General features: G+C 70.7%; 14 protein-coding genes. 3 read left to right on the top strand and 11 right to left on the bottom strand.

All coding sequences use genetic code 11. The features are described 5' to 3' along the window. Positions 1 to 160 precede the first annotated feature (160 nt). The 3 genes from AB0F61_RS05305 to lysS form a co-directional block, all read right to left on the bottom strand. A complete protein-coding gene (locus AB0F61_RS05305) occupies positions 161 to 2,704 on the bottom strand; it encodes an ATP-dependent Clp protease ATP-binding subunit (RefSeq protein WP_357803493.1) in 2,544 nt (847 codons plus the stop codon). Between the two features lie 494 nt (positions 2,705 to 3,198). Continuing rightward, positions 3,199 to 3,543: an Lsr2 family protein gene (locus tag AB0F61_RS05300; protein ID WP_110563841.1), complete on the bottom strand. Its 345-nt coding sequence runs from the start codon at positions 3,541 to 3,543 to the stop codon at positions 3,199 to 3,201. Between the two features lie 111 nt (positions 3,544 to 3,654). Next, positions 3,655 to 5,163, bottom strand: coding sequence for a lysine--tRNA ligase (gene lysS, locus AB0F61_RS05295; RefSeq protein WP_357803490.1), 1,509 nt, complete (start codon positions 5,161 to 5,163; stop codon positions 3,655 to 3,657). Positions 5,164 to 5,251: 88 nt separating this feature from the next. Here lysS and AB0F61_RS05290 point away from each other — a divergent pair, with 88 nt between their 5' ends. Beyond that, positions 5,252 to 5,992 (top strand): class I SAM-dependent methyltransferase, encoded by a 741-nt coding sequence (locus AB0F61_RS05290; RefSeq protein ID WP_357803488.1) that lies wholly within the window; start codon positions 5,252 to 5,254, stop codon positions 5,990 to 5,992. Between the two features lie 38 nt (positions 5,993 to 6,030). On the opposite strand, the gene AB0F61_RS05285 is transcribed toward AB0F61_RS05290, so the two are convergent. After that, on the bottom strand, positions 6,031 to 6,789 hold the full coding sequence (locus AB0F61_RS05285; protein ID WP_357067967.1) for a type III pantothenate kinase: 759 nt from the start codon (positions 6,787 to 6,789) through the stop codon (positions 6,031 to 6,033). A gap of 118 nt (positions 6,790 to 6,907) precedes the next feature. On the opposite strand from AB0F61_RS05285, the gene AB0F61_RS05280 reads away from it, so the two are divergent. After that, entirely contained in the window at positions 6,908 to 7,999 is a 1,092-nt protein-coding gene (locus tag AB0F61_RS05280) for a hypothetical protein (protein ID WP_357803486.1), read from the top strand. Positions 8,000 to 8,017: 18 nt separating this feature from the next. Here AB0F61_RS05280 and nadC read toward each other — a convergent pair whose 3' ends face one another. The 7 genes from nadC to AB0F61_RS05245 all read right to left on the bottom strand — a co-directional run bounded on the left by nadC (position 8,018) and on the right by AB0F61_RS05245 (position 14,655). Next, positions 8,018 to 8,914, bottom strand: coding sequence for a carboxylating nicotinate-nucleotide diphosphorylase (gene nadC, locus AB0F61_RS05275; RefSeq protein WP_357803484.1), 897 nt, complete (start codon positions 8,912 to 8,914; stop codon positions 8,018 to 8,020). Then, positions 8,911 to 10,605: an L-aspartate oxidase gene (locus AB0F61_RS05270; protein WP_357803482.1), complete on the bottom strand. Its 1,695-nt coding sequence runs from the start codon at positions 10,603 to 10,605 to the stop codon at positions 8,911 to 8,913. The genes nadC and AB0F61_RS05270 overlap by 4 nt, the downstream gene beginning before the upstream one ends. A gap of 98 nt (positions 10,606 to 10,703) precedes the next feature. Beyond that, on the bottom strand, positions 10,704 to 11,600 hold the full coding sequence (locus AB0F61_RS05265) for a septum formation family protein (protein ID WP_357803480.1): 897 nt from the start codon (positions 11,598 to 11,600) through the stop codon (positions 10,704 to 10,706). Between the two features lie 96 nt (positions 11,601 to 11,696). Further along, on the bottom strand, positions 11,697 to 12,125 hold the full coding sequence (panD, locus tag AB0F61_RS05260; protein ID WP_357803478.1) for an aspartate 1-decarboxylase: 429 nt from the start codon (positions 12,123 to 12,125) through the stop codon (positions 11,697 to 11,699). Between the two features lie 43 nt (positions 12,126 to 12,168). Beyond that, positions 12,169 to 13,017, bottom strand: a complete 849-nt coding sequence (panC, locus tag AB0F61_RS05255) for a pantoate--beta-alanine ligase (protein WP_357803476.1) — start codon at positions 13,015 to 13,017, stop codon at positions 12,169 to 12,171. Beyond that, a complete protein-coding gene (locus tag AB0F61_RS05250) occupies positions 13,014 to 13,970 on the bottom strand; it encodes a Rossmann-like and DUF2520 domain-containing protein (protein ID WP_357803474.1) in 957 nt (318 codons plus the stop codon). The genes panC and AB0F61_RS05250 overlap by 4 nt, the downstream gene beginning before the upstream one ends. Before the next feature lie 112 nt (positions 13,971 to 14,082). Next, the gene (locus AB0F61_RS05245) at positions 14,083 to 14,655 is read right to left on the bottom strand and encodes a TetR family transcriptional regulator (protein ID WP_357803472.1); all 573 of its coding nucleotides are present in this window, start codon (positions 14,653 to 14,655) and stop codon (positions 14,083 to 14,085) included. Positions 14,656 to 14,773: 118 nt separating this feature from the next. On the opposite strand from AB0F61_RS05245, the gene AB0F61_RS05240 reads away from it, so the two are divergent. After that, positions 14,774 to 15,685: an SDR family oxidoreductase gene (locus AB0F61_RS05240; RefSeq protein ID WP_357803470.1), complete on the top strand. Its 912-nt coding sequence runs from the start codon at positions 14,774 to 14,776 to the stop codon at positions 15,683 to 15,685. Positions 15,686 to 15,825 lie beyond the last annotated feature (140 nt).

Raw genomic sequence — 15,825 nt, 5'->3', positions numbered from 1 at the left:
GTTGCTGCCTCCGGACGCCCGGAGGCAGCACTTTCCCCGATGTTGTGCAGATCTTGTGGGAAGGCGCGGCCAGGCGCATGGGACCTGCTGGGATAGCACAACGAGGCGGGGCCCCGATGGCTCACGCCACCGAGGCCCCGCCTCCTTGCTGCTGGTTGTGCTACTCGTCCGTAGCCGCTGCGGCGGTGCCAGCGGCAGTGCCACCGAGGTCGGCCGGCACGGCGTCCGGAACTTCGACCGGCTTGTCCGCGCCCCGGAAGACGAGCTTGGACTTGTCGATGTCGTTCGGGTCGCCCTCGCAGTCCACCACGACGATCTGACCCGGGGTCAGCTCGTTGAACAGGATCCGCTCGGAGAGGTTGTCCTCGATGTCGCGCTGGATCGTGCGACGAAGCGGACGGGCACCGAGCACCGGGTCGAAGCCCTTCGCCGCCAGGTACTTCTTGGCGTTGTCGGTCAGCTCCAGACCCATGTCCTTGTTGCGCAGCTGGCCCTCGATCCGCTGGATCATGATGTCCACGATCGAGAGGATCTCGGTCTGACGCAGCTGGTGGAAGACGATGGTGTCGTCGATCCGGTTGAGGAACTCAGGCCGGAAGTGCTGCTTGAGCTCGTCGTTGACCTTCTGCTTCATCCGGTCGTAGTTGGACTCGGAGTCCTCCGACTGCTGGAAGCCCAGCGACACCGCCTTGGCGACGTCACGGGTGCCCAGGTTGGTGGTCAGGATGATGACCGTGTTCTTGAAGTCCACGATCCGACCCTGACCGTCGGTGAGCCGACCGTCCTCCAGGATCTGGAGCAGCGTGTTGAACACGTCCGGGTGGGCCTTCTCGATCTCGTCGAAGAGGACCACCGAGAACGGCCGACGCCGCACCTTCTCGGTAAGCTGCCCGCCCTCGTCGTAGCCGACGTAGCCGGGAGGGGCACCCACGAGCCGGGAGACCGTGTAACGGTCGTGGAACTCGGACATGTCCAGCTGGATGAGGGCATCCTCGCTGCCGAAGAGGAACTCGGCGAGCGCCTTGGACAGCTCGGTCTTACCGACACCGGACGGACCGGCGAAGATGAACGAGCCCGACGGGCGCTTCGGGTCCTTCAGGCCGGCCCGGGTACGCCGGATCGCCTTCGAGACCGCCTTGACCGCGTCCTCCTGGCCGATGACGCGCTTGTGCAGCTCGTCCTCCATGCGCAGCAGGCGCGAGGTCTCCTCCTCGGTCAGCTTGTAGACCGGGATGCCGGTCCAGTTGCCGAGCACCTCGGCGATCTGCTCGTCGTCGACCTCGCTGACGACGTCCAGGTCACCGGCCTTCCACTCCTTCTCCCGCTGAGCCTTCTGGCCGAGGAGCTGCTTCTCCTTGTCGCGCAGCTGGGCGGCGCGCTCGAAGTCCTGAGCGTCGATCGCGGACTCCTTGTCGCGACGCACCTGGGCGATGCGCTCGTCGAAGTCACGCAGGTCTGGCGGCGCGGTCATCCGACGGATCCGCATCCGGGCGCCGGCCTCGTCGATCAGGTCGATCGCCTTGTCCGGCAGGAAGCGGTCGGAGATGTACCGGTCGGCCAGCGTCGCGGCTGCCACCAGGGCGGCATCGGTGATCGAGACCCGGTGGTGCGCCTCGTACCTGTCGCGCAGGCCCTTGAGGATCTCGATGGTGTGCGCCAGCGACGGCTCACCCACCTGGATCGGCTGGAACCGGCGCTCGAGAGCGGCGTCCTTCTCCAGGTGCTTGCGGTACTCGTCGAGCGTGGTGGCGCCGATGGTCTGCAGCTCACCACGGGCCAGCATCGGCTTCAGGATGCTCGCGGCGTCGATCGCGCCCTCGGCGGCACCCGCACCCACCAGGGTGTGGATCTCGTCGATGAACAGGATGATGTCGCCGCGGGTGCGGATCTCCTTGAGCACCTTCTTGAGGCGCTCCTCGAAGTCACCGCGGTAGCGGGAACCGGCGACCAGCGCACCGAGGTCGAGCGTGTAGAGCTGCTTGTCCTTGAGAGTCTCGGGCACCTCGCCCTTGATGATCTTCTGGGAAAGCCCCTCCACCACGGCGGTCTTACCGACGCCGGGCTCACCGATCAGGACCGGGTTGTTCTTGGTACGGCGGGAGAGCACCTGCATGACCCGCTCGATTTCCTTCTCGCGCCCGATGACCGGGTCGAGCTTGCCCTCGCGGGCGGCCTGAGTCAGGTTGCGACCGAACTGGTCCAGCACGAGGCTGGTCGACGGCGCGGCCTCACCCGGCGCGGCGCCCGCCGCGGCAGGCTCCTTGCCCTGGTAGCCGGAGAGCAACTGGATCACCTGCTGGCGGACCCGGTTGAGGTCGGCGCCGAGCTTGACCAGCACCTGGGCGGCGACGCCCTCGCCCTCGCGGATCAGCCCGAGCAGGATGTGCTCGGTGCCGATGTAGTTGTGGCCGAGCTGCAGCGCCTCGCGCAGCGACAGCTCCAGCACCTTCTTGGCCCGCGGCGTGAACGGGATGTGCCCGCTCGGCGCCTGCTGGCCCTGGCCGATGATCTCCTCGACCTGCTGGCGGACGCCCTCCAGGGAGATGCCGAGGCTCTCCAGGGCCTTCGCCGCGACGCCTTCACCTTCGTGGATCAGGCCCAGCAGGATGTGTTCCGTACCGATGTAGTTGTGGTTGAGCATCCGGGCCTCTTCTTGGGCCAGGACGACAACCCGTCGCGCTCGGTCGGTGAACCGCTCGAACATGCCCTCGTGCTCCTCACGTGCCGTGCGCCTTGATGGTCAAGATCTTGGCGGGGCCGGTGCACGAACGTCCGGGACGGGCGTCCGTGCCTCCTTACTCTATCGTCGCTTACCGACTTGGCTGAGGTCGTGTGTCTCTGGTCTGGGTCGGTTGCACGTCGTTTTGGACAACCGTCCGCGCTCAGGAGGTGTTCCGGTAGTCCTGTCGCTACGCGCAGAGCGAAATCCGACTGGCACGACCGGAGCCCGATCCGGGCCTCGGAGGCGCCGCGGAAGCCCTCGGAGGGGGAACCAGGGTCGCGACGACCGCCGCGCCCCACCCCTGGGGAAGGTTGTCCACAGGCTGTGGATGGTTGCTCCACTGGTTGTGGACAACGCCGGCGGGTACGGCATTCTTCCCACCCGCCCCCCGGACACGGCGACGCCGGCCCGGAGAACTGCTCCGGCCCGGCGTCGGTGTCGCCTGCGGTGGCGACTCGCCACCAACCGCTGATGGATCAGCGCTTCGCGTGGTACTCGTCAACGATCTCCTGCGGGATACGACCCCGGTCCGAGATGTCCTTGCCGGCCTTCTTGGCCCACTCCCGGATCGCCTTGTTCTGTTCCCGATCGGCGGTCGCGCCGCCCCGACCGCGGGCAGCCCGTCCACCGATCACCACGCCGCCCCGGCCGACCTTGGTGCCGGCGCCCACGTACGAGGCAAAAGCGTCGCGCAATTTAGCGGCGTTGGCACTCGACAGGTCGATCTCGTACTGAACGCCGTCGAGGGCGAACTTGACGGTCTCGTCCGCGTCCCCGCCGTCCAGGTCATCGACCAGCTTGTGAATGATCTGCTTGGCCACGTCCCACATTCCTTTCGAGCAGGGCACTCCTGCTAACGAGAGCACAATAACCCCCGCACTGCTTGCCGCGTCAATAGGATGCTGTTACGGCGTGGGACGAGCCGGGCGGGACTACTCCGGGCGGACCAACGGGAAGAGGATCGTTTCCCGAATTCCGAGGCCGGTCAGGGCCATCAACAGGCGGTCGATTCCCATTCCCATACCGCCGGCCGGCGGCATTCCGTACTCCATCGCCCGGAGAAAGTCCTCGTCGAGACGCATCGCCTCGTCGTCGCCACGGGCCGCGAGCTGCGCCTGGGCCACCAGCCGCTCCCGCTGCACGACCGGGTCGACCAGCTCGGAGTATCCGGTGCCCAGTTCGAAGCCGAGCACGTAGAGGTCCCACTTCTCGGCCAGCCCCGGCTCACTGCGGTGGGCCCGGGTGAGCGGGCTGGTCTCCTCCGGGTAGTCCCGCACGAAGGTGGGTGCCACCAGGCCGGGGACCACCAACTCCTCGAACAGTTCCTCGGCCAGCTTGCCCGGCCCCCACTTCGGGTCGACCGCCAATCCCACCTTGTCCGCGTACTCCACCAGGCGGGATCGGTCGGTGCGGACCGTGACCTCCTCGCCGAGCGCTTCGGAAAGCACGCCGAAGAGTGTCACCGACCGCCACTCACCACCCAGGTCGAACTCCCGTCCGTCGGCGTGGGTCACCACCGTCGAACCGCTGACCGCGATCGCGGCCTGTTGCACGAGATTGCGGGTCAGCTCGCCGATCGTGTCGTAGTCGCCGTACGCCTGGTACGTCTCCAGCATCGCGAACTCGGGCGAGTGCGAAGAGTCGACACCCTCATTACGGAAGTTGCGGTTGATCTCGAAGACGCGGTCGACGCCGCCAACCACGGCGCGCTTGAGAAACAGTTCCGGAGCGATTCGCAGATACAGATCGGTGTTCAACGCATTGCTGTGGGTCACGAACGGTCGGGCCGCAGCGCCACCATGCAGCAGTTGCAGCATCGGCGTTTCCACCTCGATGAAGCCCTGCCCGTGCAGTGAATCGCGCAGACTGCGCACCGCGGCGGCTCGGGTACGGACCATCTCCCGTGCCTGCGGCCGGACGATCAGGTCGACGTAGCGCTGCCGGACGCGGGCCTCCTCCGAGAGCGGCTTGTGGGCCACCGGCAACGGTCGCAGCGCCTTGGCGGTCATCTCCCACTGCTGTGCCAGCACCGACAGCTCACCCCGGCGGCTGGTGATCACCTCGCCGGTGACGCCGACGTGGTCGCCGAGGTCGACAAGGCGCTTCCACGCCTCCAGCCGCTCCGGCCCGACCCGGTCCAGGGAGAGCATCGCCTGCAACTCGGTGCCGTCGCCGTCGCGCAGGGTCGCGAAGCACAGCTTGCCGGTGTTACGTACGAAGATCACGCGGCCGGTGACCGCGACCTGGTCGCCGGTAGCGGTGTCGGTCGGCAGGTCGGCGTAGCGGGCCCGGACCTGCGCCAGGGTGGTCGTCCGGGGAAAGCCGACCGGGTAGGGCTCGACGCCCTCGGCGAGCATCCGGTCCCGCTTCTCCCGGCGGACCTTCATCTGCTCGGGAAGGTCGTCGGCGGGGTCGACTGGCACGGCGTTCTGCTCGCTCACGGCACGCTTCCTCGTCACGAAGATTACGGGGGTCAGGCCCGAGCGTACTCAAGCGCCCAGGTGGTCGTTATCGGATAACCTGCCCGCCATGGTGGATCACACTCAGGCGCTCTCGTTCGGCGCGGCGGCTGCCGACTACGACCGGTTTCGGCCCCGTTATCCGGTGGAGGCGGTGCGGTGGGCGCTCGACGGGTTGGCTGGCTCCGCCCGGGTCGTCGACCTGGGCGCGGGCACCGGCATCCTCACCCGGGGGGTGCTCGCCCTCGGCCACCAGGTGACCTCGGTGGAGCCCGACCCCGAGATGCGCGCCCAACTGGACGCCACGACCCCCGGCACCACCGCGTTGGCCGGCGGCGCCGAGTCGGTGCCCCTGCCCGACGGGGTCGCCGACGCCGTGGTGGTGGGGCAGGCGTACCACTGGTTCGACAGGGAGCGGGCGCACGCCGAGATCGCGCGGGTGCTCCGGCCCGGCGGGACGTTCGCCCCCATCTGGAACCTTCGGGACGATCGGATCGAGTGGGTCGCCGAGCTGGGCCGGATCGCACACATGGGGGACAGCAGCGGCAGCGTGCTGGACAAATACACCGACTTCGGCCCCGCCTTCGAGCCGATCGAGCTGGGCGAGTTCACCCACCACACCACGCTCACGCCGGACGAGCTCGTCTCGATGCTGCACACCCGCTCGTACTGGCTCACCGCCCCGGCCGAGCGGCGGGAGACGATCGACCAGGAGCTGTGGGAGCTCCTGTCCGCCCATCCCGACCTGGCCGGGCGCGCGACAGTGGAGCTGCCGTACCGCACGGTCGTGCTGCGGGCACGGCGGCGCTGAAGCTCCGCCCAGCGGCGGCCCCCGCGGCGGGCGGGGGTTCACAGGTTGCGTTCGTAGACCATCCGGAGGCCGATCAGCGTGATCATCGGCTCGTGGTGGGTGATGGTGCGGCACTCGTTGATCACCAGGGAGGCCAGACCGCCGGTGGCGATCACCGCCTTCACCTCGCCCAACTCCTCGGTCATCCGCTCGACGATGCGGTCCACCTGACCGGCGAAACCGAAGTAGAGGCCGGCCTGGAGGCACTCCACGGTGTTCTTGCCGATCACCGAACGGGGCTTGGTGGCCTCGACCTTGCGGAGCTGGGCCGCGCGGGCGGCCAGTGCGTCGAAGGAGATCTCGATGCCCGGGGCGAACGCCCCGCCCAGGAACTCGCCCCGACCGCTGATCACGTCGAAGTTGGTGGTGGTGCCGAAGTCCACCACGATCGACGGCCCGCCGTAGAGGGAGTACGCGGCAAGCGTGTTCACCACCCGGTCGGCGCCCACCTCCTTCGGATTGTCGATCGCCAACTGCACCCCGGTCCGCACGCCCGGCTCGACGATCACGCTCGGCAGGTCGGCGTAGTAGCGACCGAGCATGGTGCGCAGCGAGCGCAGCGCGGCCGGCACTGTCGAGCAGGCGGCCACACCGGTGATCTCGACGTTGTCCCCGGCGAGCAGGCCCCGGAACATGAGGCCCAACTCGTCCGCCGTCGAGCGGGCATCGGTCTTGATCCGCCAGGAGTGCACCAGCTTGTCGCCGTCGAAGGTCGCCAGCACGGTGTTGGTGTTTCCGATGTCGATGCAGAGCAGCACGCACGCAGCCTAGACAACGACCGTACGGGCGGGTGCGGACCGGGCGACGGACCGTATCCTTGTCGTATCGCGACATGAGCATGGATCAATCCACGGCGCGGCCGGACGGGGAGCGGACATGTCGGGGACGTGGTGGATGCGGGGTCGTAACACCCTGCGCCGGCGTCGACGACACGTGTTGGTGCTCGTCGCGTTGGCCGGCGGCGCTGTCTGGATGATCGTGCAGGCCTGGCGGGCGTCCGTTCGGGAGAGCGGCAGCTTCGCCGGCGACCTCTACCTCAACATCGGCGCGGCTCTGATCATGACGCTGCTGACGTACGTGGTGCTCAACCCGCTCTTCCGCGAACTCCAGACGGTGAGCATCATCGAGCACCCCCGACTGGACCGGGACGCCCTCATCGAACGGGTCGCCCAGTCCCGGGAGATCGTGGCCATCCTGGAGACCTGGACCAGCATGCTGGAAGGCCCGTACGCGGCCCGGTTCGTGGCCGCGTTGCGCTCCGCGCTCGCCAACGGCGCAGTGGTCAAGGTGTTGCTGCTCGACCCGGACTCGCCGGCGGTCCGGCTGCGCGGCGAGGAACTGCGTCGGCGGGACGCCTCGGTCGCCATCCTCAACAACCTGTGGCACCTCGCCCGGCTCAGCGAGGAACTGCCCGAGTCGGCCCGCGCCCGGCTTCAGGTCCGGGTCTACAGCGCCGCCCCCTCCGTACAGATGTACCGCTGGGACGGGAAGGCCTTCATCTCGTTCTTCCCGGTGCAGGGCAGCACCTTCGACACCCAGCAGATCGAGGCGTTCGTCTCGACCCCGTTGGGCGAGTTCGTCGACGACCGGTTCGCCGAACTCTGGGACACCGCTCCGCTGGAGGACCTGGCGGCCTGCCTCACGCTGCGGCTCTGCCTGCGCCAGGCCGGTCGGGACCTGGAGACCTGCGACGCGCTCTACGTACGCTCCGACGGCGACTGGTACATCGCCGGCACCGACCTGGTGCGCAACGTGGCCCGCCACGGCCTGGCCGGGCTCACCGTCGTACTGGACCGGCCCGAGGCGGCCGGCGAGATCTTCGCCATCGGTGAGGCCGACGAGCTGCCGCCGGAGATCTACAACCGGGTGCTGGAGCTCTTCCGCGCCAAGTACGGTCTGGACGGCCGGCAGGACACCGAGAACCGGGTGATCTTCAACCTGGCCGCCAGCTCGCTCACCACCGTCTGAGACGCCGACCTCGGCCCGCTACCCGGTGCGCAGGTCCAGCGCGATGTCCAGGATCGGCGACGAGTGGGTCAACGCGCCCACCGAGAGGAAGTCGACGCCGGTCGCCGCGTACCGACCCGCGACGTCCAGGGTCAACCCCCCGGTCGCCTCCAACTCGGCCCGGTCACCCACCGCGGCCACCGCCTCGGCCAACACCTCAGGCGTCATGTTGTCGCAGAGCAGGAAATCCGCCCCGGCCTCCACCGCCTCCACCGCCTCGTCGACTCCTGTCACCTCGACCTGCACCGGCACCTCCGGGAACGCCTCCCGGACCCGCCGGTACGCCGCCGTGATGCTCCCGGCCGCCAGCTTGTGGTTGTCCTTGATCATGGCCACGTCGTAGAGGCCCATCCGCTTGTTGGTGCCCCCGCCGGCCCGCACCGCGTACTTCTCCAGCGCCCGCAGGCCCGGCGTCGTCTTACGGGTGTCCAGCACCATCGCCTTCGTGCCGGCCAACGCGTCCGCCCAGGCTCGGGTGTGGGTAGCCACTCCGGACATCCGGCAGAGCAGGTTGAGTGCCGTCCGCTCGGCCGTCAGCAGCAGCCGGGTCGGCCCGGCCACCGTCGCCAGCACCGCACCACGGGCCACCCGCTCACCGTCGCGGGCCAGCACCGACACCTCCACGGTACGACCGAAGCCGGTCACCTCACCCACCAGCTCGAACACGGCGGCCGCCACGGCCATCCCGGCCAGCACACCATCCGCGCGGGCCACCAGGTCGGCGGTGTCGGTCTGCTCCGCCGGAATGGTGGCGACGCTCGTGACGTCCAGGAAATCGGGGCCCAGATCCTCGACCAGCGCGGTTTCGATCACCTGCCGCACCTGCGCCGGATCCAGCCCGGCCGCCCGCAACGCCGCCTCTGTCGACCCCGTCATGAGTTTCCCTCCCACTGTTGGCCCACCCGGCCCTCCGCCCCGACCGACCCGACCAGGTGACCCAGCCACCGCTCGTCGGCCGTCGGGAAGTCCTCCCGCCAGTGGCAACCCCGGGTCTCACCGCGCGCGTACGCGGCCGCGACAAGCGTCGACGCCACGGTGAGCAGGTTGGTCGCCTCCCAGTCGGCGGTCCGGGGCCGGCCCCGTGCACCGCCCAACTCCCGCAGCGTCCCGGCCGCCTCGGCAAGTGTCGCCGCCGATCGGAGCACCCCGGCCCCCCGGGTCATCGCCCGTTGCAGGGTCGGCGTCGCCGCCGCGGGCAGCACCCAGCCCGCGCCCCCGCGCCAGGCACCGGTGTCCGCCGGCTGGATCTGCTCGGGCAGGCCGACCGCGATGTCCTCGGCGATCCGCCGGGAGAAGACCAGACCTTCCAGTAGCGAGTTGCTGGCCAGCCGGTTCGCGCCGTGCACGCCCGTGCAGGCCACCTCGCCGCAGGCGTACAGGCCGGGAATCGAGGTGCGACCGTGCAGATCCGTGCGGACACCGCCGGAGGCGTAGTGGGCGGCCGGCGCGACCGGGATCAGCTCCGTCGCCGGGTCCACGCCGATCGCCAGGCAGGACGCCACGATGGTGGGGAACCGACCGGCCAGGAAATCCCCGCCCAGGTGCCGCGCGTCGAGGAAGACGTGGTCCGCGCCGGTGGACAGCAACACCCGGTGGATGCCCTTGGCCACCACGTCCCGGGGCGCCAGCTCGGCCAACTCGTGCTGGCCCACCATGAACCGCTTGCCGTCGGCGTCCACCAGGTACGCGCCCTCACCGCGCAGCGCCTCGGAGACCAGCGGCTGCTGCGCGTGCCCGGCACCGGGCACTCCCGCGCCGGGCGGGGTGATCAGTGCGGTCGGGTGGAACTGGACGAACTCCACGTCGGTCACCGCCGCGCCGGCCCGCAGCGCCAGCGCCACCCCGTCGCCGGTGGAGACCGCCGGGTTGGTGGTGGCCGCGAAGATCTGCCCCATGCCACCGGTGGCGAGCACCACCGCCCGGGCCAGCAGCGCGCCGACGCCGTCCTCGCTGCCCTCGCCGAGCACGTGCAGGGTGATCCCGCAGGCCGGGCCGAGCCCGTCCGGGCCGTCGCCCGGCGCTCGTAACAGGTCCAGCACCAGGGCGTGTTCGACAAGTCGGATCCACGGGTCGCGCTGCACCGCGGCGTGCAGGGCCCGCTGCACCTCCGCGCCGGTGGCATCACCGCCGGCGTGCACGATCCGGTCCGCCCGGTGGCCGCCCTCGCGGGTCAGCATCAGCGAGCCGTCCGGGTGGCGGTCGAACTCGGCACCGATGCGCATCAGCTCCCGCAGCCGGGTCGGCCCCTCCTCGACGAGCACCCGCACCGCCGCCGGGTCGCAGAGCCCAACCCCGGCGATCTCGGTGTCGCGGGCGTGCGCCGCCGGGGTGTCCGTCGGGTCGAGCACGGCGGCGATGCCGCCCTGCGCCCACCGCGTCGAGCCGTCGTCGATGTTGACCTTGGTAACCACCGTGACGTGCAGACCCGCCTCACGCAGGTGCAGCGCCGCGGTCAACCCGGCCACCCCGGAACCCACCACGATCACGTCGGTGGTCTCCACCCAGCCGGGCGCGGGTGCGGCCAGCAACGCGGGCAGGGCCGGCAGGTCGACGGTCGGAACGTCCATCCCCCCAGTCAACCCGAACCGTCCTCGCTCGGGGCGGCGGGGGCGGGACGAGTGGTCTGGGCTACCCCGTCCGCGCCGTGCCGACCGTCAGCCTGTGGTCACTTCGTCCGGACCGGAAGGCCGGCCGGACCCGCGCCCTTCAACGAGGCGGTCACCGTACGGTCGCTGAGCCACAGGTAGCAGCGGACACCCCGGTCACCGACCCGCCAACGCCCCGTACCCGGCGGGCGAACCACCAACCCACTGCGAAAGCGCAGGTGGACGTCGTCCGGCACACCCACGTACCGGCCGAGGACGCTACGGCACCCGTTGTAGAGCGGCGCCCAGTCGGCGTCCCGGGTCGGATACGCCATGTCCGGCGCGCGCCACACCCCGACGAACTCGGCGTCGTGCTGTCGCGCGCACTCCACCGGGATCAGTGTCTGCACCCCCGCACCGGCCCCGGTGCGGGTCTGTTGGCAACCGAGCCGCAACCCGGCCGCCCCCTTCAACGCGTCCCGCAGGCTGCCCGACCGGACCACCACGGTGGCGGCGGCCTCGACAGTGGTCAGCTCGGTGAGGTCGCATCGGAACCACCGGGAACCGGCCGCCCAGCCCGGCCCGGAGGGCAACGCCACCGACAGCCGCAGCCGGCCGGCCCGCCAGTCGTCGCCCACGTATCCCGTCGCCCGGGTGTCGCACTCGGTGAACGCGCCCCGCAACTCGGCCGAGCCACCCGCCGGCGCACTCGCCCGTTCGACCGGAAACGCCCCCACATGCACCGTTTCCAGCCGGTGTGGGCCGGCGCAGTCCACCGGCTCGTAGGCGGCCAGGGTGACCACGTCGGTGAAGTCGGCGGCCTGGCAGACACCGGCGGCCGGGGTGAACGCCGACGCCGGCGGCAGCGCCGCCCAGTCGTCGGTCAGGTCACCGTCCAGGCCACCCGACCCGGCGCAGCCCGCCAGCAGCACTGCCGTCACGGCAGCGGCGAACACGGTCGTCCTGGCACTGCGCATAGCGGCCTCCCCCAGCCACCGACCGGCTTCCGCCAGCGCGCCAAGGGTAACCGGAAATGACCTTCCGGTGACAGACCGGAATCGCCTCGCGCGGGATCAGACTCCGGACACGGCCAACGGGCTGGGCACCGGGTGTCCGGCCGTGCCGGGTGCCACCGCGGCCGGGTCGGCGCCCAACTCAAGCACCCGGTTGTCGGCGTCCACGTGCACCACCCGCGGGCGGTACGACCGGGCCTCGGCATCGTCCATCTGGCCGTACGAGATCAGGATGACCAGGTCACCGGGGTGCACCAGGTGCGCGGCGGCACCGTTGATGCCGATCACGCCGCTGCCGCGCACGCCGGGAATCACGTACGTCTCCAGTCGTGCACCGTTGGTGATGTCCACGATCGCCACCTGCTCGCCGGGGAGCAGGTCGGCGGCGTCGAGCAGGTCCTCGTCCACCGTCACCGAACCGACGTAGTGCAGGTCGGCCTGGGTCACCGTGGCCCGGTGGATCTTCGACTTGAGCATGGTCCGCAGCATCGGGGTGGCCTTTCACGAAGTGGTGGAGGGTGGTGCGGCCCGGTCAGGGGCGGGGGGCGAGGTGGATCGCCGCGTTGTCGATCAGGCGGGTGGCACCCACCCACGCGGCGATCACCAGCCGCGCCGGCCCGGTGACCGGCCCCGGCTCCAACTCGGGGTCGGTGAGCACCAGGTAGTCGAGGCGGGCACCCGGCGTACCGGCGCCGAACGCGGCGTGCGCGGCGGTCAGCACCGCACCCGCGTCCAGGCCGTCCTCGGCGGCCCGCGCTCCGGCCCGCAACGCGGCGGACAGGCTCAGCGCCGCAGCCCGCTCCGACTCGCTCAGGTAGCGGTTGCGGCTGGACAGCGCCAACCCGTCCGGCTCCCGGACGGTCGGCACGCCGACCACCTCGACCGGCACGTCCAGGTCCCGGGTCATTCGCCGGACCAGGGTGAGCTGCTGGTAGTCCTTCTCGCCGAAGAACGTCAGGTCCGGTCGGGTGAGCTGGAGCAGCTTCAGCACCACGGTGAGCACCCCGTGGAAGAAGCCGGGGCGGCTCGCGCCCTCCAACTCCGCGCCGAGCGGGCCCGGGTCGAGGCGTACGCGGGGCTGGCCGTCCGGGTACATGTCCGCCACCGACGGGGCGAAGACGAGATCCGCCCCCGCCCGCCGGCACACCTCCAGATCGGCGTCGAGGGTGCGCGGATAGCGGTCGAAGTCCTCGTTCGGCCCGAACTGCAACGGGTTCACGAAGATCGTCACCAGCACGTGGTCGGCCCGCTCCCGGGCCGCCCGCAGCAACGTCTCGTGTCCGGAGTGCAGCGCGCCCATCGTCATCACCACACCGACCGTGCCCTTCAGCCCGGCCCGAGCCTCGGCCAGCTCGGCGCGTGAGTGGACGAGCTGTGTCATGCGGCCACCTCCCGGGCGGTGTCGGCGAGCACGCCGAGCAGCGACTGCGCGTCCACCGGCCGCAGTCGGCCGGCGGCGATCGCCCGGTCGGCGGTACGTCGGGCCAACGCGAGATAGGCGGGGACGGATTCCGGTGCGGTGGCGGCCAACCGGGCCAGGTGCCGCTGGACGGTGCCGGCGTCGCCCCGGGAGACCGGGCCGGTCAACGCGTCGTCACCGAGCCGCAACGCATTCTCCAGGGCGGCCCGCAGCAGCGGGGCGAGCACCTTCTCCGGCCGGGCCACCCCGGCGTCGCGCAGCCGGTCGGTCGCCTCGTTCACAAGGGTCACCAGGTGGTTCGCGCCGTGGGCAAGCGCGGCGTGGTACAGCGGGCGGTCCGACTCGGCCACCCACTCGGGCACGCCACCCAGGTCGGCGACCAGCCGGGCAGCCAGCGGGCGCAGCTCCGCCGGGGCGGTCACGCCGTACGAGATGCCGGCCAACCGGGCCAGGTCGTCAGGCGTACCGGTGAAGGTCATCGCGGGGTGCAGGGCGAGCGGCCGGGCACCGACCTCGGCGGCCGGACCCAGCACGGTCAGGCCGTGCGCGCCGGAGGTGTGCGCGACCACCTGGCCGGGACGCAGCGCGCCCCGGTGGGCGAGGTCGGCCACCACACCGGCCAACGCGTCGTCCGGCACCGCGATCAGCAGCAGGTCGGCGGCGGCGTGGGCGACGGCGGCGGCCGGGCGGCGGGGCACCTCGGGCAGCAGCAGGGCGAGGCGGGCCCGGCTGGCCCCGGAGTCACCGGTGACCGCGACCACGCGGTGCCCGGCGGTGACGAGTGCGGCGCCCAGGACGGCTCCGACCCGACCGGCGCCGACAACGCCGACGGTGAGCACGCGGGAGGTGGCGGGGAAGCCGGGAGCGGCGGACCCGGGTGGGTCGGCCGGACGCGGGCGCAGCGGTGCGCTCATGACAACGATCCAGTCCTCGAGCAGGGGTACCGGTCGATCGCAAGTATGCGCCCGGCCCGTCGAACCAGGACAAGCATGTGTGAAAACCTTCACCACCGAAGGAAGGCCTTCGTCAACGCCCTCCCGGGGCGGACGTGATCGCGCGCAGCTCGGTGGCCACCTCGGCGATCAGGTCGGCGAGCGACGCGTCGCTGTCGGGCGCGACCCAGCGGGCGTACGCGACCCGGAAGACCGTGACACCGGACTCGGTGGCCAGCGTGGCAGTGGTCTCGCCAAGGCCCTTGGCACGTAGGGCAGCGGTGACCGCGACCACAAGTGAGCCCGTTTTCCGCAGCTCACGCTCCTGTAGCTCGGGGCTGCTCTCGATGATGGACTGGCGCACCCGGACCAGCTCGAGGCGGTCGGCGAAAATTTCCGCAGCCACCCGCCGGAAGGCGGCGATGACCGCCTCGAAGGGGGCGGCGTCCGTCTCGGTCACCGCCCGGACCAGGACCTCCTCCACGCGCCCGCTGCCGCTGAAGAGCGCCTCGCGCTTGTCGCCGAAGAGCCGGTAGAAGGTGCGCTTGTCGAGGCCGGCGCGCCCGGCGATGTCGGCGACGGTGGTCTGCTCGAAACCGCGCTCGCGGAACAGCTCGAAGGCGGCCGCCTCCAGGCGGCCGCGCGCGTCGGGTTGCCAGCGGGCCATCCGGCGATGGTATCCGACGTCACACTGCGACATTACTTCCGCCGTGATGTCGCGCGGCGACATCACGCGAGGTACGGTGATGTCGCAAGGTGACATCGGCACTCACGAAGGAACCACCATGCGCGTATTCGTCACAGGCGCCTCCGGCCATCTCGGCTCCGCAGTCGTCCCGGAACTCCTCTCCGCCGGGCACGAGGTCGTCGGTCTCGCCCGCTCCGACACGTCCGCCGCAGCCATCGAGAAGCTTGGCGCCCAGGCACACCGCGGCGACCTGTCCGACCTCGACGTGCTCCGGGAAGAGGCGGCCGCCTCCGACGGGGTGATCCACCTGGCGTTCCGCCACGACCTCATGGTCAACGGCGACCTGGCGGGCGCCGCCACTGTCGACCTGGCGGCTCTCACGGCACTCGCCGACGGCCTGGCCGGCTCCGGCAAGCCCCTGGTCGGCACCGGCGGGACGGCCATGCTCGTGATGGGCGGCATCGTCGGGCGCCCCGGCACCGAACGCGACACCTTCCCGAGCGGCGGCTACCGGATCGACGCGGAGAACCTCGTGGCCGGCCTCGCCTCCCGCGGTGTGCGCTCCTCCATCGTCCGGCTCGCGCCCACGGTGCACAGTTCCCTCGACCGCTACGGGTTCATCACGGCCATCATCGCCGCGGCCCGAGGCAAGGGGTACTCCGCCTACGTCGGCGAGGGCGCCAACCGGTGGCCGGCCGTCCACACACTCGACGCGGCCGTGCTGTACCGACTCGCCCTCGAAAAGGCCCCGGCCGGCACGCGCCTGCACGGAGCCGCCGACGAAGGGGTCCCCTTCCAGCAGATCGCCGAGGCCATCGGCCACAACCTCGGCATCCCGGTCCGGAGCATCAGCCCCGACGAGGCCAACGACCACTTCGGCTTCCTCGGGTCGTTCGTGCAACTGGACAACCCGACGTCGTCCGCCATCACCCGGGAACTGCTGGGCTGGACCCCTACCCACCCCGGCCTGATCGCCGACCTGCACGAAGGGCACTACTTCCGGTCCTGAGCCACGAAGCCGACCCCGCCCCCGGGCCGTCGGATCACCGCGCCCAGGTTGATCAAATGATGAAAAGTAGGTGCCGGGAGCGTTCCTGACCTACTTTTCATCACTTGATCACCGCGCGTCTCGCAGGGGCCGAGCGAGAC

The sequence above is a fragment of the Micromonospora sp. NPDC023888 genome, assembly GCF_040639415.1.
GTDB lineage: Bacteria > Actinomycetota > Actinomycetes > Mycobacteriales > Micromonosporaceae > Micromonospora.
This window is presented reverse-complemented; position numbering and strand designations above follow the sequence as displayed.

What these genes read in the sequence shown, in the direction of transcription:
- panD (WP_357803478.1), bottom strand. Translation starts at nt 12,125, where the DNA reads ATGCTGCGGACCATGCTCAAGTCGAAGATCCACCGGGCCACGGTGACC.
- nadC (WP_357803484.1), bottom strand. Translation starts at nt 8,914, where the DNA reads ATGACGGGGTCGACAGAGGCGGCGTTGCGGGCGGCCGGGCTGGATCCG.
- AB0F61_RS05305 (WP_357803493.1), bottom strand. Translation starts at nt 2,704, where the DNA reads ATGTTCGAGCGGTTCACCGACCGAGCGCGACGGGTTGTCGTCCTGGCC.
- AB0F61_RS05280 (WP_357803486.1), top strand. Translation starts at nt 6,908, where the DNA reads ATGTCGGGGACGTGGTGGATGCGGGGTCGTAACACCCTGCGCCGGCGT.
- AB0F61_RS05245 (WP_357803472.1), bottom strand. Translation starts at nt 14,655, where the DNA reads ATGGCCCGCTGGCAACCCGACGCGCGCGGCCGCCTGGAGGCGGCCGCC.
- AB0F61_RS05265 (WP_357803480.1), bottom strand. Translation starts at nt 11,600, where the DNA reads ATGCGCAGTGCCAGGACGACCGTGTTCGCCGCTGCCGTGACGGCAGTG.
- AB0F61_RS05290 (WP_357803488.1), top strand. Translation starts at nt 5,252, where the DNA reads ATGGTGGATCACACTCAGGCGCTCTCGTTCGGCGCGGCGGCTGCCGAC.
- AB0F61_RS05240 (WP_357803470.1), top strand. Translation starts at nt 14,774, where the DNA reads ATGCGCGTATTCGTCACAGGCGCCTCCGGCCATCTCGGCTCCGCAGTC.
- AB0F61_RS05250 (WP_357803474.1), bottom strand. Translation starts at nt 13,970, where the DNA reads ATGAGCGCACCGCTGCGCCCGCGTCCGGCCGACCCACCCGGGTCCGCC.
- AB0F61_RS05270 (WP_357803482.1), bottom strand. Translation starts at nt 10,605, where the DNA reads ATGGACGTTCCGACCGTCGACCTGCCGGCCCTGCCCGCGTTGCTGGCC.
- panC (WP_357803476.1), bottom strand. Translation starts at nt 13,017, where the DNA reads ATGACACAGCTCGTCCACTCACGCGCCGAGCTGGCCGAGGCTCGGGCC.